The organism is Deltaproteobacteria bacterium (assembly GCA_026388545.1).
Classification (GTDB): domain Bacteria; phylum Desulfobacterota; class Syntrophia; order Syntrophales; family UBA2185; genus JAPLJS01.
Window position 1 is genome coordinate 49944 of sequence record JAPLJS010000053.1, and the last position, 17232, is coordinate 67175.

Annotated in this window: 17 protein-coding genes; all 17 read left to right on the top strand. The window is 51.0% G+C overall.

Features of this window, described 5'->3' with window-relative positions; all coding sequences use genetic code 11:
- Positions 1 to 105 precede the first annotated feature (105 nt).
- The 17 genes from NTW12_06180 (at position 106) to NTW12_06260 (ending at position 17190) form a co-directional block, all read left to right on the top strand.
- Positions 106 to 372 carry a phosphopantetheine-binding protein gene (locus NTW12_06180; protein ID MCX5845929.1) on the top strand — a complete coding sequence of 89 codons (267 nt, stop codon included), beginning with the start codon at positions 106 to 108 and terminating at the stop codon, positions 370 to 372.
- Positions 369 to 2549, top strand: coding sequence for a beta-ketoacyl-[acyl-carrier-protein] synthase family protein (locus NTW12_06185; protein ID MCX5845930.1), 2181 nt, complete (start codon positions 369 to 371; stop codon positions 2547 to 2549). Before NTW12_06180 ends, NTW12_06185 begins: the two co-directional genes overlap by 4 nt.
- Positions 2546 to 4027, top strand: a complete 1482-nt coding sequence (locus NTW12_06190) for an NAD(P)/FAD-dependent oxidoreductase (protein ID MCX5845931.1) — start codon at positions 2546 to 2548, stop codon at positions 4025 to 4027. Before NTW12_06185 ends, NTW12_06190 begins: the two co-directional genes overlap by 4 nt.
- Complete coding sequence (locus NTW12_06195; GenBank protein MCX5845932.1) at positions 4024 to 5373, top strand: radical SAM protein; 1350 nt, start codon at positions 4024 to 4026, stop codon at positions 5371 to 5373. The genes NTW12_06190 and NTW12_06195 overlap by 4 nt, the downstream gene beginning before the upstream one ends.
- Complete coding sequence (locus NTW12_06200) at positions 5370 to 6218, top strand: polysaccharide deacetylase family protein (GenBank protein ID MCX5845933.1); 849 nt, start codon at positions 5370 to 5372, stop codon at positions 6216 to 6218. Before NTW12_06195 ends, NTW12_06200 begins: the two co-directional genes overlap by 4 nt.
- Before the next feature lie 89 nt (positions 6219 to 6307).
- Positions 6308 to 6766: a hypothetical protein gene (locus NTW12_06205; GenBank protein ID MCX5845934.1), complete on the top strand. Its 459-nt coding sequence runs from the start codon at positions 6308 to 6310 to the stop codon at positions 6764 to 6766.
- A gap of 111 nt (positions 6767 to 6877) precedes the next feature.
- On the top strand, positions 6878 to 7138 hold the full coding sequence (locus NTW12_06210) for a phosphopantetheine-binding protein (protein ID MCX5845935.1): 261 nt from the start codon (positions 6878 to 6880) through the stop codon (positions 7136 to 7138).
- 28 nt (positions 7139 to 7166) lie between these two features.
- Entirely contained in the window at positions 7167 to 8252 is a 1086-nt protein-coding gene (locus NTW12_06215; GenBank protein MCX5845936.1) for a radical SAM protein, read from the top strand.
- 77 nt (positions 8253 to 8329) lie between these two features.
- The gene (locus tag NTW12_06220; protein ID MCX5845937.1) at positions 8330 to 9328 is read left to right on the top strand and encodes a radical SAM protein; all 999 of its coding nucleotides are present in this window, start codon (positions 8330 to 8332) and stop codon (positions 9326 to 9328) included.
- Between the two features lie 38 nt (positions 9329 to 9366).
- The gene (locus tag NTW12_06225) at positions 9367 to 10620 is read left to right on the top strand and encodes a beta-ketoacyl-[acyl-carrier-protein] synthase family protein (GenBank protein ID MCX5845938.1); all 1254 of its coding nucleotides are present in this window, start codon (positions 9367 to 9369) and stop codon (positions 10618 to 10620) included.
- A 9-nt stretch (positions 10621 to 10629) separates the two neighbouring features.
- Positions 10630 to 11895, top strand: a complete 1266-nt coding sequence (locus NTW12_06230; protein ID MCX5845939.1) for a beta-ketoacyl-[acyl-carrier-protein] synthase family protein — start codon at positions 10630 to 10632, stop codon at positions 11893 to 11895.
- 1 nt (position 11896) lies between these two features.
- The gene (locus NTW12_06235; protein MCX5845940.1) at positions 11897 to 12376 is read left to right on the top strand and encodes a thioesterase family protein; all 480 of its coding nucleotides are present in this window, start codon (positions 11897 to 11899) and stop codon (positions 12374 to 12376) included.
- Positions 12377 to 12427: 51 nt separating this feature from the next.
- A complete protein-coding gene (locus tag NTW12_06240) occupies positions 12428 to 12712 on the top strand; it encodes a phosphopantetheine-binding protein (GenBank protein MCX5845941.1) in 285 nt (94 codons plus the stop codon).
- Between the two features lie 11 nt (positions 12713 to 12723).
- Entirely contained in the window at positions 12724 to 13959 is a 1236-nt protein-coding gene (locus NTW12_06245) for a beta-ketoacyl synthase N-terminal-like domain-containing protein (protein ID MCX5845942.1), read from the top strand.
- A 79-nt stretch (positions 13960 to 14038) separates the two neighbouring features.
- A complete protein-coding gene (locus tag NTW12_06250; protein ID MCX5845943.1) occupies positions 14039 to 14827 on the top strand; it encodes a lysophospholipid acyltransferase family protein in 789 nt (262 codons plus the stop codon).
- Entirely contained in the window at positions 14824 to 16323 is a 1500-nt protein-coding gene (locus NTW12_06255) for a radical SAM protein (protein ID MCX5845944.1), read from the top strand. Before NTW12_06250 ends, NTW12_06255 begins: the two co-directional genes overlap by 4 nt.
- A gap of 3 nt (positions 16324 to 16326) precedes the next feature.
- Positions 16327 to 17190 carry a polyketide synthase dehydratase domain-containing protein gene (locus NTW12_06260; protein ID MCX5845945.1) on the top strand — a complete coding sequence of 288 codons (864 nt, stop codon included), beginning with the start codon at positions 16327 to 16329 and terminating at the stop codon, positions 17188 to 17190.
- Positions 17191 to 17232: the final 42 nt, after the last annotated feature.

A 17232-nucleotide genomic window follows, 5' to 3' on the forward strand; every position in this document is an offset into this window, starting at 1 on the left:
ACAGCCGACGGCATGGGTTATAACCGGTTTATATCTCATTCTGATCAGTTACGTCATCAACTGGCCTGCCCTCGGTTTTCCATAATCAAGCCATAAGGAAATGAAATGAATGAATTGATAAATGAACTGAAAGTAAAAATCATCGAGACACTGAACCTCATTGACGTTTCTCCGGCAGATATCGACGAGAATGCCCAGCTCGTCGGAGGCGATCTTGGGCTTGATTCCATCGATGTCCTGGAACTGGTCATGATGCTTGAAAAAGATTATGGCGTAAAAATTGACAGCAGAGATATCGGCGTTAAGGTCTTTGCAACGCTTGCGGCCTTGGCGGATTATGTCCACCATTACCGGTCGGAGAAAAATAATTGAATGGCACACGTATTTTTATTACATCGATGGGTATCATAAGCCCTGTCGGTCAGGGTATATGCGATACGATCGACGCCATCAGAAAAGCCGCACGGGGAATCAAACCGCTTAGCCTTTTCCCGACGGGTCAACTGCCGCCTTTGCCTGTCGGTGAGATCGATTCTCTTTCATTCGCAGAGAATGTACCACGAACCCATGCACTTGCCCTTATTGCCGCCGAAGAGACGATGAAAAACGCAAACAGGGCGCCGGATGCCATTGTTATCGGCGTGACAACGGGAGGGATGCCCGTCACGGAGGAACTCCTAAAGAGAGGCGATGTCGATCCAAAACAGTACGGTTACCACTCAACCGGTTCCGTTGCGGAGTATATCGCCCGTCATGTGGGGTGCCGGGGACCGGTTATGACGGTATCGACGGCATGCTCTTCGGGCGCCGTGGCCCTGAAAATCGCCCTTGAAATGCTTCGAAGCGGCAAGGCGAAGCATGTCCTGGCAGGCGGCGCCGATGCCCTCTGCCGATTGACCTATTACGGTTTTCACGCCCTTCAACTGGTTGATGAAACGGGCGCACATCCTTTCGACAGAAACAGACGCGGAATGTCTGTAGGTGAAGGGGCGGCCATGCTGCTCTTGACTGCCGCCACAGCCCCGCCTGATAATGCTATTGCCGAGCTGATCGGGGTCGGTTTATCCTGCGACGCCTATCATCCCGCTACACCCCATCCCGAAGGCGAAGGCGCCTTGCGAGCCATGAACAGCGCGCTTGCAGACGCCTGCATTTCACCTTCGGATATCGATTATATCCATCTCCATGGTACGGGAACCGTCGATAACGATCTTGCCGAAGCAAGGGCCATACACGCCCTGTTCGGTGATCGGCCTATCCCGCCCGTGTCTTCCATGAAGGGCTCCGTGGGTCATTCCCTTGCGGCAGCCGGGGCGATGGGCGCCGTTGTGTCTGTTTTAAGCATATTGAACGGCATCATACCCGCCAATACCGGCTTTCATGATCCCGATCCCGCATTGAACCTGACCCCTGTCAGTGAACCAATGGAGGTGGATGTAAACGTGGCCCTTGCCAATTCGTTCGGTTTCGGCGGTAACAATGCCGTCGTCGCCGTAGGCCATCCGAAACGGAGAAAAGACGCCCAGACGTCGATTCGTGACGTTTGGCCTGTGTCGTTTACCGTTTTGGGAAGCGCCTGTGTCACCGGGGCCGGTGATGCAAAACGGACTATTGAACGCATGGGTAATAGCTCGGAAATAAAAGGAGTTGCCCCTTCTTCCGATATAATGAGTCATCTCTCCGAGAAATACGTCCGCCGCCTGAAACGTCTTCCCCGAATGGTCATGTCGCTGGCCATTTCAGCCTGCAAAGATACAACAGCAGGCCCCCCGGCATCTGTTTTTCTCGGAACCGGCTGGGGCGGTCTTTCTGAGACCTATGACTTTCTGACAAAACTCTTCGAGTCGGATGAGCGATTTACCAGCCCGACAGATTTCATCGGATCCGTCCACAACGCCTCCGCGGGTCATGTCGCCATCCATTTCAATGCCACAGGACCGAACATAACCACCACGGGCAGCGATTGTGCCTTCGAGCAGGCACTGATCAGTGCAAGCCTTCTCATCCATCAGGGCGATGATCCGATTCTTGTGATCGGTGCTGATGAATATCATGAAACTTTGTCTCCTCTCTTCGACGCGTCTGTGGCGCTGGCCGGAATGCCTTCAGACGGGGGAGGCGCCCTGTATCTCAAACCGGCGATGTCACCATCACCATTACAGATATACCCTTCATTTATGGCTTATTCCGGCGACAGCGGGCAGATCATCCCGTCACTGATTCGTGAACTGGGGGGAGACAAAAGGATCAGAGATCAATTCGGGGCCATCCTCGCGGGGATTCCCGCCGCACAGAAGGAAAAAGGAAAGGGGCAACTGGATGAGTTCCTGTCCATGACGGGATACCCCCATCCCGTTATCGATTATCGGCAGTTCATAGGTGAGTATGCCTCGGCCTCGGCGGTCGCGACGGTTCTGGCGGTATCGTTCGTACAAGCCGGTGAAATACCCCCGAATGTCTGCTACCGGGACTCATTGCCATTGCGGGGGCGAGGGATTCTTGTCATGGGATTCGGCAATTATATCACGGCGGTGGAGATAAGGCCATGATGCAGGAAAATCAGGGAGCGGGAAATGTCCTGATCATCGGTTCCGGCGTCGGAGGTTTGACTGCCGGCATCATTCTGTCGAAACTTCATCACCGGGTCACGGTCGTGGAAAGAAATGCGCTGCCGGGCGGATTGATGCGCAGCTATGTCCGATCGGGCATTGAGTGCCCTGTGGGCGTGCATTACATGGGATCGCTTGACAGGGGGCAGCCCCTCCGAAGGCTGTGGGATTATCTCGGTGTCACCCCTTTGATACCTATCGAACGTATGGGTATAAACGGTGTCATAGATCGTTATATTTTCGATGAGTTTGCCTTCGATCTTCCTCCCGGCATCGATGCCTTCGAAGACAACCTGAGGCAGGCCTTTCCCCTGGATCACAGCCGGATTACGACGATCATGGCCGATCTGAGGCAAATATCCCGTTCCTTGTCCTCGCTCGATATGCTGATGTCCCCGGAGACGACGTTTCTTTCGCCGGAGAGCTTTGGTTCTATGGGGGAATACCTCCTGCGTATGGGTTGTTCCGCCCGCCTGCTCTCTGTCCTGGCTGTTCCTTCAACCCTGATCGGGGTTCCTTTGCTTGAATGTCCTGTTTTTTATTATTATATGACCCTGGCATCCTATCTCCTGTCCTCCTGGCGCTTGGCCTGCAGCGGTTCCGAAATGGCAGATGCGTTTGTATCCCGTCTCAAATCACTGGGCGGTAATGTCATAACGGGAGACGGCGTTGAAAGGATTCTGGTCGAATCGGGACTGGTGAAAGGCGTCGTTTTACGGTCAGGCCGCGTCCTTGAGGCGGCGGACGTCATCGCCGCCGTTCATCCACGGACACTCTTAGCCATGCTGCCGGGCGACGCTCTCCGGCCTGCATTTGCCGAGAGAGTCACGCAACTCGAAAATACGAAAGGCATCTTTGCCGTCAATGTTGCCGTCGATGCCGATGCACATAAGGCTTTACCCTACAACATCTACCGGCTCTATGCGGGAGAAGACGGTACACTATCCCACGGGATATTCCATCAATTGCTGAACAGCGGACAACCGGGAATAAATATTTTATCCATGATGACGACAAGCGGCATTGAGGAATGGCGGAAGTGGGAAGGAACAACATCGGGACGCCGAGGCCGTGATTATGTGGAGGCAAAGGAAGAGAAAGCCCAACAATTCATCGGCTGCGCTGCACAGTTATTCGGACCTCTCAGGGGGATGAAAATACTGGATATCTATACTCCGCTGACCATCAGAGACCGTGTTAACTCTCCGGACGGTTCGGCCTACGGGATACTCCGTTCAGCAAAACAACTGATGAAGACGGCTTCTTTGAAACGCACGTCCATCGGGGGATTGTTTCTTGCCGGTCAGAACAGCCTGGCGCCGGGGATTATGGGAACAATGCTGGGATCATTTCAAACCGTCAGAAACCTTATCGGTCACGAACAATTCGGCCGGGAGGTTATGGGGGATTTCCTGTGAAAGTATTGCTCGTATCGACAAACACCATGACCGAACCCTATCCGGTGTATCCCATCGGCCTTGATTATGTGATGAATGCCATATCACCGCCGCATCAGGTAAAAATAATCGACATGAATGAACTTAAGGACGGAAATGCTCTGGCCGTGGTTCTTTCACAGTATCAACCCGATATTATAGGGCTGTCCATCAGAAACATCGATAATACCGATCAGACCAATGTGAAAACATTTATAGGGGAAATCCGGGAATTAATCGGTACCATTCGGCAAAATTCAGAGGGATTGATCGTCCTGGGGGGGAGTGGATTTACCATCCTTCCCGATGAATTTATGAACAGGCTTGATGCCGATTTTGGCATCATGGGCGAGGGGGAGCGGCTCCAACTTCTCCTGCAAGCCCTTGAAAAGAATGAAGATGTTTCCGGTATCCCCGGTATTGTTACTAAAACCAGTCCTGTTACGCTTACGGAGCCCTGGTCCCGGTCATTCGGGCGCGGCGTTTTTCCCGATCATTCCTATACGTCTTTCTACCTGAAAAGGGGCGGCATGCTCAACCTGCAGACGAAAAGGGGTTGTCCTTTCAAGTGTATCTATTGTACCTATCCCCATATAGAGGGTAAGCGGTTCCGCTTCGCGGAGCCGGGAGAAGTCGCCGATACAGCGAGAATGCTTCAGGATGCAGGCGCCAGATATCTCTATATGACGGATTCGACGTTTAACGGCAGTTATGAACACAGCCTGGCAGTTGCAGCGGCGCTCAAGAAAGCGGGCGTTTCCATTCCCTGGGGCGGCTTTTTTACCCCCACGGCTCCCCCTCCGGATTATTATTGTATTCTTGCCGATGCGGGGCTGATGCATGTGGAATTCGGCACGGAAGCCCTCTCAGATCCGGTACTCGATTCATACGGAAAACCTTTTCACACTGACGATGTCTTTGCCTCACACAGAATGGCCCTCGCCGCAGGTCTGCATGTAGCCCATTATCTCATGCCGGGAGGTCCGGGAGAAAATGAAGACACGCTGAAGGAAACCCTAACCAAAACAGACGGCCTGGACAAAGCTGTTTTCTTCGTCTTTAACGGAATAAGAATTTATCCTCACACTGCCCTGTATGACCTTGCCCTTGAGGAAGGACAGATCGAACCACACTGCAATCTTCTTGAACCGGTATTTTACTGGTCGCCGGCTCTGCATAGAAAGAAGGCTATGGATATTGTGGAAGACCATGTCAGTGGTCGAACCAACTGGGTTATCGGCTCCGGGTCTCAGCAGATGTTTAAAATTATCACGAGGCTACATGCACGGGGTCATGTAGGCCCCCTGTGGGAGCGATTAATCCGATGAAGTATGATGGCCAAAGGTCGGGATATGTCTCTCCGGCGACGGTGACCGGATATGTCGCCATCGCGCTTGCGTTCACACTGTCCTTTGTTCATGTCAGGTTGGCCGTTATTCCCCTTTCTTTCTTTGTTATTCTCTGCGCGGCGGCCCCGCTCTTCCCTTCCTGGGGTTTCTTTTTGCCTGTCGTCAGTCGAGGACATACAGGAAAACCCCTGGTGTCCCTGACATTCGACGACGGGCCCGATCCCGCAACAACCCGGCCGCTTTTGGAACTGCTTGCACGACACACCGCACAAGCCACCTTCTTCGTTACCGGGGAGAGGGCCGCCGAATATGGCAACCTCATCTCGGATATACTTGAACACGGCCATGAGATCGGCAATCATTCATACAGCCATGATCCTTTTTTGATGCTGCGCCGTTCGGATACACTGTATCGGGAAATCGAATCAACACAAAGATTGTTGAAACGCTTCGGCATTTCCCCTGTTGCTTTCAGGCCGCCCGTGGGCATCACCAACCCGAAACTGGCCAACGTTCTTTCTCAACAGGGGCTCACCTGTGTGACCTTCACCTGTCGGGCCTTTGACTGCGGAAACAGGTGTATTAGCGGTTTGTCCGGGAAAATACTGAAAAAGGCAAAACCGGATGACATCATTCTTCTTCACGATGTCCGGCCGAAAGGATCGATAGACACGGAAGGCTTTCTGCATGAGATTGATTTGATTCTGTCCGGTTTGAAAAACAAAGGTTTAAAGGTGATCCCCCTTGCCGAACTTCTGGGAAGACCGGTGATGGTCCGGATCAATGGTGATGACCTCACGAAAACACGTCCCCGCAGTCTTTAGGCGGGAAGACGTAAAAATAATTTTTAGTACAATACGATTCCCGTGACCATTCGGGATGTTAAAAATATTTTTGACATGCTGATGGATCAATGATAGTTAAAAAAATTAAACATACGGCAAATGATCACGGATTGCCCCGATGCTTATGGGATGGTGATAGCAGCGGCATGGATGAAACATGGCACAGCATAGCGCACAAAAGGGATAATTCAAATCGTGAGGTTTGGGCGGAGGCATGCGCAGCGACAGGATCACCATGGTTTTCCGGCCATTTTCCCAATGACCCGATTCTGCCCGGTATTGCAATTTTGTCCATGGTGAAGGATGCCATCACACATCATGAATCCGAAAAAGGGAGAAAGATCAGGATAATGGGCATCAGGAGGGTCAGGTTCAGGCTGCCGGTCAGGCCGGACGAATCGTTGACCATATCCCTGCCTTTGTCCCATCAGGAGAACAATCTTTCCTACCATTTTCTGGTTACGGTGAACGGAAAAACGGCATGCACGGGTGTCGTTGTGGCTGAACCGCTGCAGGAGGAAAGTTAGGGTCACGGCTGATTCCACGTACGCCGCGGTTTGCCGTAATAATGATGTTCAAAAAGCCTAAAGATATGGTTGTGACGATTTATTCTATGTGGGGGAGGATAGCGAATGCTCATGAGCACGGATAAAAAGGCGCTGATAATTCGTATTGCCGAAATTATCATCCTCGAGCTTAAGCTGGAAGAAATTACGCCGGAAACATTCGATCCCGATCTTGATCTGGTGGATGAACTTGGCGTTGACAGCATGGACCTGGCCACGGTGGTTCTTGTGCTTCAGGACGAATACGGTATAACCATCGACGAGGATGATTATCCCAAACTCAGAAATATACGCATGATTGCCGAATATATAGAGCAAAAACAGACTGCGTGAACCCAAAAGAACCCTTCTTGAAAGATTCATGGATACTACGAACGTCATAATGATTCCTGGATGCGATGACGAAAGAAGAAAATGGAAATTTTCCGAGCTGCTGGCCGACGATGAGGTACGCCTGCGCTGGGAAAAGGTGAGGAAATATTTTTTCCTCCGGGAATCGACGTATGATATGACCAACCGCTGCAATATCCGGTGCGACGGGTGTTACTATTATGAAGGGGATAAGCAGTTCGCCGAAGAAAACTCCGATCCGGAGGCGTGGCGGAAGCTGATGAAAGAGGAAAAGGCGAGAGGCATCACCTATGTCGTTCTGGCCGGCGCCGAGCCATCCATGGTCCCGCAGCTTCTGGAGGTATGCTACGATGAAATGCCCCTGGGGTGCATAGCCACGAATGGCTTCAAGCGCATTTCTGATGCAGTCGGCTATAAGATTCATATCTCTGTCTGGGGAAATGATGAAACGAGCCTGCGAGTGAGAAGGGCAAAAAACCTGCTGTTGAAACAGATCGACAATTATCGGGATGATCCGAGGGCCGTGTTCGTCTATACCTTTACGCGGGATAATATAGACGAAATCTATGAGGTCATGAACACCATTGTTGCGCATGATTGCAAAATCACTTTTAACGTATTTTCATCTCCTGTCGGCTATGCCGGTTCGCTCCGGCATAATGGGGAGTCCCTTAACCGGACAGGCGAAGTCATGCTTGATCTTCTGACCGGATCTCCGGAAAATGTGCTTTTTTCCCCCTACAATGTTGTTGCTCATACCCATCAATACGGCCTCCATGAGCTTTATGGATGTTCATATCCGAGAAAGAATCCTTCGACGGACATCGGTCTCGGGCGATCTTTCAGACAATACCGGGCGGATCTATCCTGGGATCGGGACGTGGCCTGCTGTGTTCCCGACACGGATTGCGGCGAATGCAGGCATTATGCCGCCGGCAGCGCCGTTGTTACGGCACGCCTGTATCGTCATGTAACCGACCCGGATACGTTTAAATCATGGCTTGACTATGTTGATACCTACCTTGCCATATGGGTGAAGGGTTATGACAAGGGCGATAATCTCTGCCATGAGATGATCGAGCCACCCCGACAGTGATTGTGACGAACGGAGGGAGTGAATTCCCATCCCCATTTTTTCGTCAATCGACATGTGTGTGAAACAGGGAAAATTCTATGAAAACCGTCAGCTCCTTACTGGATAAAACATGGCATGAACGTTACAGGAAGATATCCAGTCTGAATATCCGCAGCTCCATCTATGATGTGACCAATCAATGCAACTTGCGCTGCAAGGGTTGTTTTTTCTTTTCTTCCAACGAAGATCAGGCTGCCCCCGAGGAAATGGATGCGGAAAAATGGCCCCAGTTTGTTCGAAGGGAAAAGGAACGGGGCGTCAATCTTGCCATATTAATCGGCGGAGAACCGACACTGTTCCTCGATCGGGTCGAGGCCTTTTACACACAACTGCCGACGTATTGCGCAACCAACGGGTTGATCAGGATTCCCAAAGACCGCTTCCCCGATATGATGGTGGGTATCTCGCTATGGGGAGATGCGGAAGACGAAAAGATGCTCAGGGGGAAAGATACATTTGCCGTATCCAGTAAAAATTATGAAGGCGATCCGAATACTTATTACCTCTATACGATTACACCGAAACAGGTTGGACGGATAGAACACGTAATCAGAAAGATTTCCGATGTCGGGTTGAAGGTTCATTTACAGTTATTGACGAATGATGAAAACGTGAATGGTTACTTTTGGACGGAGGAGAAACTGAGAGACGTTCGGGCTGAAATGGACGATATGCTTGATAAATACCCGAATGCCGTCATTTCCTGCAGATACTACCACGAAATTATCACCACGGGGATGATGATGAAGCGGACATTCGGATGGAAGGAATGCCCTTCTGTTACGGAACCGTTGGATGACAGGAATCCTCAGCCCAAAAGGCTCATCCGGTTTATCCGATGGGCTTCGGATCTTAAAACAATGCACCGATGCTGCACCTCTGCGACGAGGGATTGTTCGACCTGCAAGGACGGCGCTGCGCATATGAGCTGGGTTATGGTCAATAAAAGAGAGCATCTGAATTCGACGAAGGATCTCCAAAACTGGATTGAAGTGTATGAAATGTTCGCCAAACTTTACCGTTTCATACCATGGTAGCGTCACTGACGTCTCCTATGACCAAAACCAGGCAGCGCATGATGAAAAGAATTCGACCGGTAATATTGGGTTATGACGCAGTATCGCCCCTGGGTGTCGATATGGAGACCCAATGGGATCAAGCATCACGCGGCTTAAGTGGCATCGGTGTCCTGACCCGTTTTCCCCTTCGTGAAGGGTTCCCCGTAAGAATAGCCGGCCAAGTTAAGGAAATCGATACCACTGACTATCCTTTTTTAAAATCCCGTGATATGGCTCTGTGGTCATCGCCCGTCTTCAGTCATGCCATGCTGGTTGTCCACCGTGCGCTCGTAAAAAGCGGGATCGAAATTACGGATGACATTTCTCCCAGGGTGGCCATTACCTTCAGTTCTGCCGTCGGCGGCCTCGATGCCATGATCCGTGCAGACAGAATGTTGGTTTCAGGAGGGAAACTCCCTCATCCTTTTACCAATGCAAACTCCTGTATCAATATGGTTGGGGGAAAGATATCCATCATGACCGGAGCGACAGGTCCGATAACGTCAACCATTACCGCCTGTGCAACGGGTTCTACCTCCATGATTATCGGGGCCATGTTCATAGAACAGGGTATGGCCGATGTGGTCATCTGCGGCGCTGTGGATTTCCCCCTTGTTGAACCCATTCTGGGCGGTTTTGCCACAATGAACGGCGCGTACAGACCGAAGGAAGGTCAACCGGAAGAACCGCCGGAGAAGGCAAGTCGCCCCTTCTCCCTTAACAGGAGGGGCTTTGTCGTATCGGAAGGCGCAGGCTGTATCGTTATCGCCGGGGAGGCATTCGCGAAGACCCATGGCCTTACCCCCAGAATCGAAATGGCCGGTTGGGCGATGACATCCGACGCCCATCACTTTGTAGCCCCGAACCTTGAAACGGTCAGACGATGCATTGCAGAGAGCATTGTTCATTCCGGCCTGCAACCGGGGGATATTGACGCGGTCAATGCCCATGGGACATCGACGAAGATCGGTGACAGGATTGAAGGGAATGCGTTGAAAGATATCTTCGGCAGTGATATACCGCCGGTATCGGCCAACAAATCCCAGACAGGTCATGCCATGGGGGCGTCTTCTGCCATTGAGACCGTCCTCGCGATGGAAGGCATGCTGAATGACACGGTTCTCCCCACGATTAATTACATGCCTGATCCGGAAATCGCCATCGATTGCGTACCGGAAGGCGCGAGAAGGGTTGCTCAGGAGCACGTGTTAAAAAATGCCTTTGGATTCGGCGGCTGTAATTCCTGCATTGTCCTTCGCAGGATAGGGTGATGTGAACGTATGAAAGCACCAAAAAACAGACGGGTTTTTGTCATCGGATACGGCGCGGCGACGCCCCTGGGAAAGACATTTAGGCAGACCTGGGAACGGGCTGTAAGTGGTGAGGCCGGATTCCGTAAAGTGACCCGATGTCATGTTAAATCCCTCAGCAATGTCGTGGGTGAGATCCCGGATTGGAATCCCAGGGACTACGACTTCTCGAGTGAAAAAGAAGTTTACAACTGGAATGCTTCCTTTGTCATTCTGACTATGGCCGTCTGCAAGGAAGCCCTGGAGAATTCCGGGCTCCAAATGAACAAGGAAACGGGTCCCCGAACGGCCTGTCTTATTGGTTCAGCTATAAACGGGACGGACTCTTTCCGTATCGCCATGGAAAATATGAGGAAAGGAGGGTCGTTGAAAGTAAGCCCCTACCTGCTTCCCAATCTCTGCGCCAACCTGCCGTCGGGCAAGGCGGGAATGCTTCTGGGCTTTACCGGTCCGATATTCTCTCCCCAGGGGGCATGCGCTTCGGGGAACCATGCCGTTGCCATCGGCGCACGGATGATACGGGACGGAGACTGCGACTTTGTACTTGCCGGCGGCGTGGAGATGCCTATTATACCCGAGATTATTCATGGCTTTGCCAATATGAATGCCACCATCAAGATACATTCCCATGATCGGGCCCATGACGATCCTTCCCAGGCGTCCCGACCATTCAGCATCGACCGCAAGGGTTTTGTCGTTTCTGAAGGGGCAGCAGTGATCGTTCTGGCCGCGGATGAGACCATTTCGGCTTACGGACTCACGGCAAAGGCTGAGGTCATGGGCATAGGTTGGACGTCCGATGCCCATCATTTTACAAGACCGAACAAACCTACCGCCATCCGGGCGATCCTGGAAACCATTGACGATGCCGGATTAAAGCCGAATGATGTGGAGTATATCAATGCGCATGGAACATCCACGACCACGGGAGACAGTACGGAAATCGAATGTCTGCGCGCCGTTTTCGGCGACAGATTGAAGCATATTCCCATATCGTCAAACAAATCCCAGATCGGTCATTCCCTTGGCGCCACCGCCGCCATTGAAAACGCACTGACCATCGAGGGAATGCAGCAAGGAGTGATCCTCCCTACGATTAATTATATCCCTGATCCTTATTTTGACGATTTGGACTTCGTTCCCAACGAGGCACGAAGAAGACGGCATGAAATCGCCCTGTCAAACGCCTTCGGGTTCGGAGGTACAAACTGTTGCATACTATTCAGGGGAGTGTAACATGAAGCCGAGACCGTTCAGACCAGAAAAATCGGGAAATGATGCCCGTTATGTCCGGGATAACGAGACCGGTCTTGTCTGGCATCAATGCCAAATGCGGACGCTGTACGCAGATACGGATCGTTCGGCGGTAGTTTATCATGCCAATTATCTTCGTTACTTCGAATTCGGTCGCACCTCGCTGATGCGTGATGCGGCATATCCATACCGGGAAATAGAAGAGAGCGGATATTTTTACCCCATTATCGAACTGGGAATACAGTTCCACGGGCCTCTCTATTATGACGATCCCATGTTTATTTATACCCGTCCGACTGAGCTTGAGCGGGTGAAGCTCCGTTTCGATTATGTAATCACCCATTGTGAAACCGGGGGGATTATCTGCACGGGATTTACAAAGCATTGCGCCCTTAATTCATCGGGAAAGCCCGTGGCTGTTGATCCGAAGACGGCACATCTTTGGAAAACATTCCCTCAATGACCGGCTTTTATACAGCAGAAATTCAATATTTTTGAGTGCCTGGAAACACATATGACACGTGATGAGATCATAACGCAAATTCTCACCTTTTTCCGAAAGGAATTTGAGATTGAAAATCCGGGATTGGATGATAACCTCAGAGAAAAGCACGGATTTGACAGTATCGATGCCATTGAGCTGCTCCTTAAGATCGAAAAAATGCTCGATTCCGAACTGACCCAGGAGGAAAAGAAACGGGCCATGGATATCCGGACAATCAATCAGATCTGTGATTACATTGAGTCGCTGGCCAAGACAAGACCGGCATTTTCAAGCGGTGAAACCAGTATTACATAAACGGGAGCCTTATGGAAAGAAGGGTAGTCATTACAGCGTGTTCCTCAATCACCCCTATCGGCCGCACCAAAGCGGAGATTCTTCACAGTCTGGTTAACGGAATTTCCGGTGTCAAGACTTTGCGGGAGGACGGGCTGTTGTCTCCCTACATCCACTCCAAGGTTTTTGGAACCGTTGATTACCCTGTTGAATACGATTTTAAGCGTCAATACCGGAAAACCATGGGACCTGTCGCCTATTACGCGTGTCAGGTGGCAAAGGAAGTGATCGAGAGTGCCGGTCTGGATCAGTCCTTTGTCACATCCGGCCGAATGGGCGTCGCCTTTGGTTCAACCCATGGAAGCCCCACCGTTCAGCGGGATATATACAGGACTTTCTTCGGCGCCTCAAAAACCGGATATTCTTCCATCGGCGCCGTCGATTACCTGAAATCCATGGTTCATACCACAGCCGTCAATATCACAAAGATGTTCGGTATTACAGGCCGCGTCATTTCGTCATCCACGGCATGCACGACGAGCAGTCAATCCATCGGCTACGGTTATGAATCAGTCAAGTTCGGGATGCAGGACGCCATGATTTGCGGCGGGGCTGACGAATATGATACGACCACCGTCGCGGTGTTCGATAATCTGCTCGCATGTTCTACGGCCTTCAATGACACACCCCATCTGACACCACGTCCCTTCGATGTAAAGAGGGACGGACTGGTCGTGGGAGAGGGAGCGGGGGCTGTCCTGCTTGAAGAGTATGAGTTTGCCAGGAAGAGGGGCGCACCGATACTCGCGGAGGTGATGGGATTTGCCTGCAACAATAACGGCGGCGACCTCATCCTGCCGAACCTGGGCGGCATCAGAGAGACTATCCGGATCGCACTGAAAGAGGCAAAGATCAATGCGGATGAGGTGGATTTCATCAGCGCCCACGCGACGGGAACCAAAATGGGTGATGTGATCGAATCACAGGCTATTTACGATGTCTATGGGAGTGTGCCCGGCGTTGTCGGGTTGAAAAGTTATATGGGGCACACCATGGGTTCGTGCGGCGCCATTGAGACGATTATTGCGATTTATCTTATGCAAGAAGGGTTTATCGCACCGACCCTGAACCTGGACGAGATCGACGAAAGGTGCGCCATGATCAATCACATCGTGAAGCTCAGGGAATATCCGGTCCGGATCGCCACTATCCAGAATTTTGCATTCGGCGGCGTGAACACCAGTCTCATCATAAAAAAAATGCCATAAAAATCCCCCCACCCCCCCTTTGATAAAGGGGGGCGAAGGGGGGATTATATAGCCGTTCAAATAATTCAAAAGTATCGTCATGACAATAGACAGCACAAGCACCATGTTTTCTGCCTTGTTAAAATCCATTCATGCTTTCACCGTTACCGTTACCCTCTGGGTATACTACATTATGGGATACCTCGTGTTCTTTTCTCCCTTTTATCTGTATGCCTTTTTTTTCTCGACCGGACGTGAAGAGGCCTTTCAAAGATTGAACCACCGGCTCCACCGGTTATTTTTCTCTCTTGTACGAACCATCGTCCCCAGGGTAAAATGGCGTATAGCGGAGGAAGTCAAAGCTCTTCGTTCTTCCATCATCATTGCCAACCATCTCTCCTTTCTGGATCCCATTTTTTTCGTATCTCTTTTTGAAAAGCAGAAGACCATCGTCAGAAGAGACTTTTTCAGATTTCCCGTTTTCGGCTGGATTTTGAAGACATCCGGCTATATCCCGTCCATGTCGGAGGGACTGTTTACGGAAAACATGATTGACCAGATAAAAAATATGAAGGATTATCTTTCCGCAGGGGGGAATCTCTTTATATTTCCCGAGGGGAAGAGAAGCCGCAACGGATTGATAGGCCCGTTTGACAAAGGGGCATTCAGAATTGCCAGGCTCTGTAATGCGCCGATCAAGGTGGTGATAATCCGGAACACCCATAAACTCTTTCCTCCGGATAAGTTTTTATTTAATACGTGTGACGAAAATGTCATTGAAGTGGAACTGGCCGGAAGCCTTGAGGCGGATTATGAAAGCGATACCTTTACGCTCTCCGGTCTCATGGCGGAGGCGCGTTCTCTCATGGAAAGAAAAGCGGATTTATGAAAGTTGTCCTCATCTCCATGCCGGATGTTATCCCCATCGTTATTCATGAAATGGCGCTCCATATGCCCAATCATGGTATTGCCTGTATGGGCGGAAACGTCGATGAGGAGCATGAGGTCGCTCTTATTGACCTGGTGCGAAAACGCAGCAGCATCTCCGCCTATCTCACGAAAACCCTAAAAAGAATCACTCCCGATCTGGTCGGCCTGTCTGCCATGACATGGCAGTATCCGACATGCCTGGCCTTGATCGGACTCATCAAAAGCATCCTCCCTCATGTAAAGATCGCCGTCGGCGGTTATCATGCCACATTGATGAGCAGGGAAATGGCCGCATCTCCTGAATCGAAAGAGATAGATTTCATCATCAGGGGAGAAGGGGAAGAACCCTTCCGCAGGCTGGTGAATGCCCTTGCAGGGAAAGACGGGCTGGAAACCATACCATCGCTCTCCTACAAACAGGACGGCACGTGGGTACACAATGACCAGGGACCGCTGAGTGACTTGTCATGTCTAAAACTGCCCATACGGGATCATAGACGCAAAACCTGCGGATACCATTTCATGTATTCCAGAATCGAGGTCATGGAAACCTCCCGGGGATGTACCCGCAACTGTAATTTCTGCAGCATCAGCCATATGTACGGGCGTTCTTACAGGACATACCCCATTGAGCGTATAATCGCCGATCTTGACGACATCTATTTCAACAAGAAAACAAGGCTGATCTTTATCGCCGATGACAATATGGTTTTGAATCCGAAGTGGGTCATGAGCGTCTGTGATGCAATAATACAAAGAAAATATCAAAATTTGAAACTGGTCGTACAGGCCGACTGCATTTCTGTGGCCGGCAATGAGGCGATGGTGAAAAAAATGTCCGAGGCGGGATTCCGGGGTGTTTTCCTGGGGATTGAAAATGTATCGAGCCATAATCTCAGGACCATGGAGAAAGCCGACATCGTCGAAGCGGCGAAGCGGGCAATAGAGAATTGTCACCGGTATGGTATCATGGTGATCGGCGGCCTGATCTTTGGACTGCCCGATGATGACGAAGAGGCCATCAGGAAAAACTATCAGTTTCTCAATGATCTGGAGGCGGACGCATCCTACTGTCAGATGCTCACACCCTATCCCAAGACGAAACTCAGAGAATATTTGATCAGTGAGGGACTGGTTACGAATCACGATCGTTATGAACGGTATAGCGGCTTCTGGGCTAATGTGAAAACCCGGCATCTGGAATCTGATCAGTTACAATATGCTTTCTGGTATTACCGGCAGACCGCTTTAGGCTGGTGGAAACCATCGGCATTTGCGGGAAAACAGGGCAGGCTCTGGACGTCCTTCTGGACGCACGTGGTCAAGCCGGTCATGAAATTTTCTACAGACAGGCAAACCCGTAAGATCGGTTGGGAGGGGCAGTATCAAAGATATCTGCGTCGATTGGAAAAGATGAATCGCTTTCCCGATCTGGAAAGGTTCAGAGGAAAGTAAAATATGGAAGACCATTCCCGGATGAGTGAACGGATCCGTCTGACCCTTGTGATCCCCGTTCATCCCTACCTCAAAGACCACCATTTTGAGAGAAAAATACTTCTACCCGCCGTTGAAATCCTTCAGCGGCTGGCAGGTTCGGCGCAGTCTTATCGGTCCGATGCGCATGTCAGATGTATGCGTTCGGCCTCGTTTGACCGGTTTCTCCATATTGAAAATGATTCCCAGGTCATCGAAACCTGCCACGAAATGGAGATCTATGAAAGTGGCCGCATATCCTCCAAATTGATTACTATAGACAGGATAAGGGGTACCATGAGCAGGACAAAAGTCCATGCCGCTGTCAATTTCACGGCTATGGAGGAACGTATCGCCGGGCCGCCCAATGATACGGTATCGGCGCTGGACGGTATTTGCTACAGAATCCCTTCCCAAAAATTATATAGCGAGCTGGTTCCTTTCGGGCCATCCTACCAGAATGTCAGAGGTGACATTCTTCTCTCAGAGAGCGGCGCGGCGGCCCGGGTACATGCGGCGGACCATCCGACGCCATCAGAGCCCCTCGGTTCTCCGTTTCCCTTTGACGGGGCTCTCCATGTCGCCTGCGCCTGGGGCCAGCGGTTCTGTCATATCGTGGCCTTTCCTGTGGGGTTTGAGAAACGCCTCATCATCAATCCGACGGTACCGGGAGAAACCTACCGCTGTACAATCCAGCCTATTCCGGTAAACGGAGAATCCCTTCACTTCGATATTTGGATTCATGATTCGGCGGGAGGTCTTCGTGAGGAGATCAGAGGGGTTATCATGAGGGATGTCTCCGGCGGCCGCGTCAAGCCCCCGGATTGGATCTTATACAAGCCGGCATAAGGTTCAAGGGACAAGGTTCAAGGGAAATGCTAAGAAACTACG